3 protein-coding genes are annotated in these 3,462 nt (G+C 75.4%); 2 read left to right on the top strand and 1 reads right to left on the bottom strand.

What is annotated here, in order from left to right; translation table 11 throughout:
• A partial coding sequence (locus DQW06_RS26100) for a helix-turn-helix domain-containing protein (protein WP_232833161.1) occupies window positions 1-451 on the bottom strand: 451 nt, incomplete at its 3' end.
• Between the two features lie 87 nt (window positions 452-538).
• Here DQW06_RS26100 and DQW06_RS26095 point away from each other — a divergent pair.
• Together DQW06_RS26095 and DQW06_RS26090 are read left to right on the top strand one after the other, a co-directional pair.
• Entirely contained in the window at window positions 539-1,750 is a 1,212-nt protein-coding gene (locus DQW06_RS26095) for an MFS transporter (RefSeq protein ID WP_013152816.1), read from the top strand.
• Window positions 1,751-2,053: 303 nt separating this feature from the next.
• Window positions 2,054-3,462, top strand: a 1,409-nt coding sequence (locus DQW06_RS26090) for a PepSY domain-containing protein (RefSeq protein ID WP_198662553.1), incomplete at its 3' end; no start/stop codon positions are given.

Genomic DNA, 3,462 nt, shown 5'->3' with positions numbered 1-3,462 from the left:
GGCGGCCCCGCAGCACGTGCGCCATGGAGTCGGAGGCGTCCGCCGCCGGGGCCGCCCGGTAGCCGTCGTCCCCGGCGATGTGCCACTTCCACAGCTCGACCGACACCTGGGGCGTCTCCGTCGCCTTGAGGAGGTAGGCCCAGCTCCCGTTCGGGGTCGACCAGACCTCGACCCCGTCGGGCGAGGGGTCCGGGAGCAGTCCGACGAGCGCCGGGAACGTCGTACCGAGCGCGGCGGCGATCCGGTCCACCGTCGCGAGGCTGGGATTGGCCTGCCCAAGTTCGATCTGGGTGAGCATGCGCCGGCTGACCCCGCTGAGTTCGGCGAGTCCCATGACGCTCAACCCCGCGTCCGTCCGCAGTGAGCGGATGCGCCTGCCCACGAGGACGGCCACCTCGGGTCGTATCCGCTCGGCCACGCGTCCTCGCTCGGCAGTTCCGTCGACGGTCACATCGGTGAGCACTATACTGCCCATCGTCCGCCCTGTTCGGCTCCGGGCCGACCCCACCGCGTGCGAACGTGAGGATGCGAGGCCCTGATGGCACGGACCCAGGCGAGGCCGCCCGGGCGGGACACCGGCGCGTCGCGCTCCCGGCTCGACGTCGTGCGCTGGCAGGTCGGGTACGGGATGTTCGGCGTGCCCCAGGCCGCCGCCCCCATCGCCTTCGCCCTGCTCGCCCTCCCCATCACCGGCACGGCCGAGTCCGGCGCGGCTCTGGTCTTCGCCATGACGGCCGCGCAGGTGCTCGGCGCCGTCCCCGTGTCCCGTCTGGGCCGCCGGTTCAACGGCGTCCACTACCTGCGCGCACTCATCGCCGTCCGAACGCTCGCGCTCGCCGCCGTCACCGTGCTGGCGGCGGTGCAGGCCCCCTTCGGGCTGCTCCTGGTCGCGGTCACCGCGGCGGGAGCCGTCAACGGCGCCGCGTACGGCTACCAGCGGCTCCTGCTCAACCACCTCGTGGAACCGTCCGGGCTCCCCCGCGCGCTGGGCGTGGCCGCGACGCTGAACGAGGTCGGCTTCGCTCTGTCCCCCGTGCTCGCCTCGGTTCTCGGCGCCGTCTCGCCCGTCTGGGCCATGGCGGCGGTCACCGCGCTGGGCGTGGGCCCGCTGCTCCTGATGCCGCGCGTACCCGGGGCCCGCGGGCCGCAGGGCGGAGAGGCTCCCCGCGTGCGGACGCCGGTACCCCCCGCGGTGTTCCTGTGGCTGTTCTGCGCGGCCGCGAGCGCGGGGGCTGTCGCGGCCGTCGAGGTCGGAGCGGTCTCCTTCGCGCTGTCCTTCGGACTCGAACCGGGCTGGGCCTTCCTGTTCGCCCTCGTGCTGTGCGCGGGCTCGGTCGCGGGCGGGGTCTGGGTGAGCGTGCGCAACCGCACGCCCGCCCCCTGGCAGGTCGTCGCCTTCCTGGCGGCGACCACCGCGGGCTCCGGGCTGGTCCTGGTCGGCGGGCACCTCTCCCTGACGCTCGCCGGCGCGGCCGTCATCGGGCTCTTCCTGCCGATGCTGGGCACGTTCTACTCGCTCGCCCTGGACGGGCTCGCGCCGCCGGACCGCCGCGCGGAGATGTTCGCGCTCCTGCGCACCGCGAGTTCGCTCGGCATCATCGCCGTGAGCGGCCTGCTCGCCCTCCTCGGCCTGCGGGCCGCCCTCGTCGGCAGCTTCGCGCTCCTGCTGGTGGCGTCCTCCCTCGCGGCGGCGCACCACGCGCGCTCCCGCGTCGCCGCGGCCCCGCCGACCGCGCCCGACGGAGTGTGAGGCCACCGGCCCGGCCCCGGAGCGACCGGTTTCCTCCTGCTGATTCCCCGGCAGCCGGCCCCTGACGGTGCGGGGCGGCCGTACGTCCCGCGCCGCGCGGACCGGCAGCACGTCCGTCCCACGGCCGCCGGGGGCGCGGCGGCCCGTGCGCGGCTCCGGGGAAATCACCCCCACCGGGAACTCCCCCGTCCTCCGGGACGACCCGAACAGGAGGAAACCATCACGATCGGCGCGCCCCGCACCGGCCGGGGAGCACCGCGGTGCCACCGCAACGGTCGCGCCAGCCAGGAGGAGAGCGGCCCCATGGGACAGGAAGACAGCGCGCCCCCGCAGGACGGGACGCGCGCGGAGCCGGACCGGCGCGGCACCTGGGCGGCGCTGCGCCCCCTGCTGCTGCGCCTGCACTTCTACGCGGGGGTCCTCGTCGCCCCCTTCATCCTGGTCGCCGCCGTGTCGGGGCTGCTGTACGTGTGGACGCCCCAGATCGAGCAGGCGATCTACGCCGAACAGCTGCGGGTGGAGCCCTCCGGCGAACCGGTCCCGCTCCACGCACAGGTGCGCGTCGCCCAGGAGGAGCTGCCGGGAGCCGAACTCGACGCGGTGCGACCGGCCACCGGCGCGGAGGACTCCACCCGGGTGCTGTTCGACGTGCCGGGGCTGGAGGCCAGCCACAGGACGACGGTGTTCGTCGACCCCTACGGCGGCGAGGTGCTCGGGGTGATGGAGACCTACGGCACCAGCGGCGCCCTCCCGGCCCGCACGTGGGTCGACACCCTGCACCGCAGCCTGCACCTGGGCGACGCCGGACGCCTGTACAGCGAGCTGGCGGCGAGCTGGATGTGGGTGGTCGCCCTGGGCGGTGTCGCCCTGTGGGTCGCGCGCAACCGGCGTCCGCGCGGCGGTCTCCGCCGCCTGCTGCTGCCCGGCGCGGGCACCGCCGGGGAACGGTCCAGGTCGGTCTCGCTGCACGGAGCCGCCGGTCTGTGGCTTCTGGTGGGCCTGCTGTTCCTGTCGGCGACGGGGATGACGTGGTCGCAGTACGCGGGGGCCAACATCAGCGACCTGCGCGAGCGGCTGGACTGGAGCACCCCCGCGGTGTCCACGGAGGCGCCGGTAGCCTCGCCCGGGGTGGACGCGGGAGTGGACGCCGTCCTGGCCAGTGCGCGCGAGGCGGGCCTGGACGGCCCCGTCGAGGTGGCCCTGCCCGAGGACCACACCTCCCCCTACGTGGTGAGCCAGATCGACCGCGGTTGGCCGACGCGGGTGGACTCGGCCGCCGTCGCCCCGGATACGGCCGAGGTCACCGACGTGGTCCGTTTCGCCGACTACCCGGTCATGGCCAAGCTGAGCCGGTGGGGGATCGACGCCCACATGGGTGTGCTGTTCGGGGTGCCGAACCAGTTGGTGCTGTCCGCCCTGGCCTCGGGGCTGATCGCCGTCATCGTGCTGGGCTACCGCATGTGGTGGCAGCGGCGCCCCACCCGCTCCCGCGTCCTGGGCGTGGGACGCCCCTACCCGCGCGGCTCCCTCACGGCCCTGTCCCCGCTGTCCAGGGTCGCGGCGGTGGCGGTCCTGGCCCTGGTCGGCTGGGCGGCGCCGCTGCTGGGCGCCTCGCTGCTGGTGTTCCTGGCCGTGGACGCCGTCCTCGGGTGGCGGGCCCGGTCGGGGGCTCCGGGGGGTTCCGCTCCGGGCGGTCGGGCCCCGGGCACCGG

The organism is Nocardiopsis sp. TNDT3 (assembly GCF_003427465.1).
In the GTDB taxonomy this organism is placed as follows: domain Bacteria; phylum Actinomycetota; class Actinomycetes; order Streptosporangiales; family Streptosporangiaceae; genus Nocardiopsis; species Nocardiopsis dassonvillei.
The sequence above is the reverse complement of the archived record's forward strand: the minus strand, read 5'-3'. Positions and strand labels throughout refer to the sequence as shown.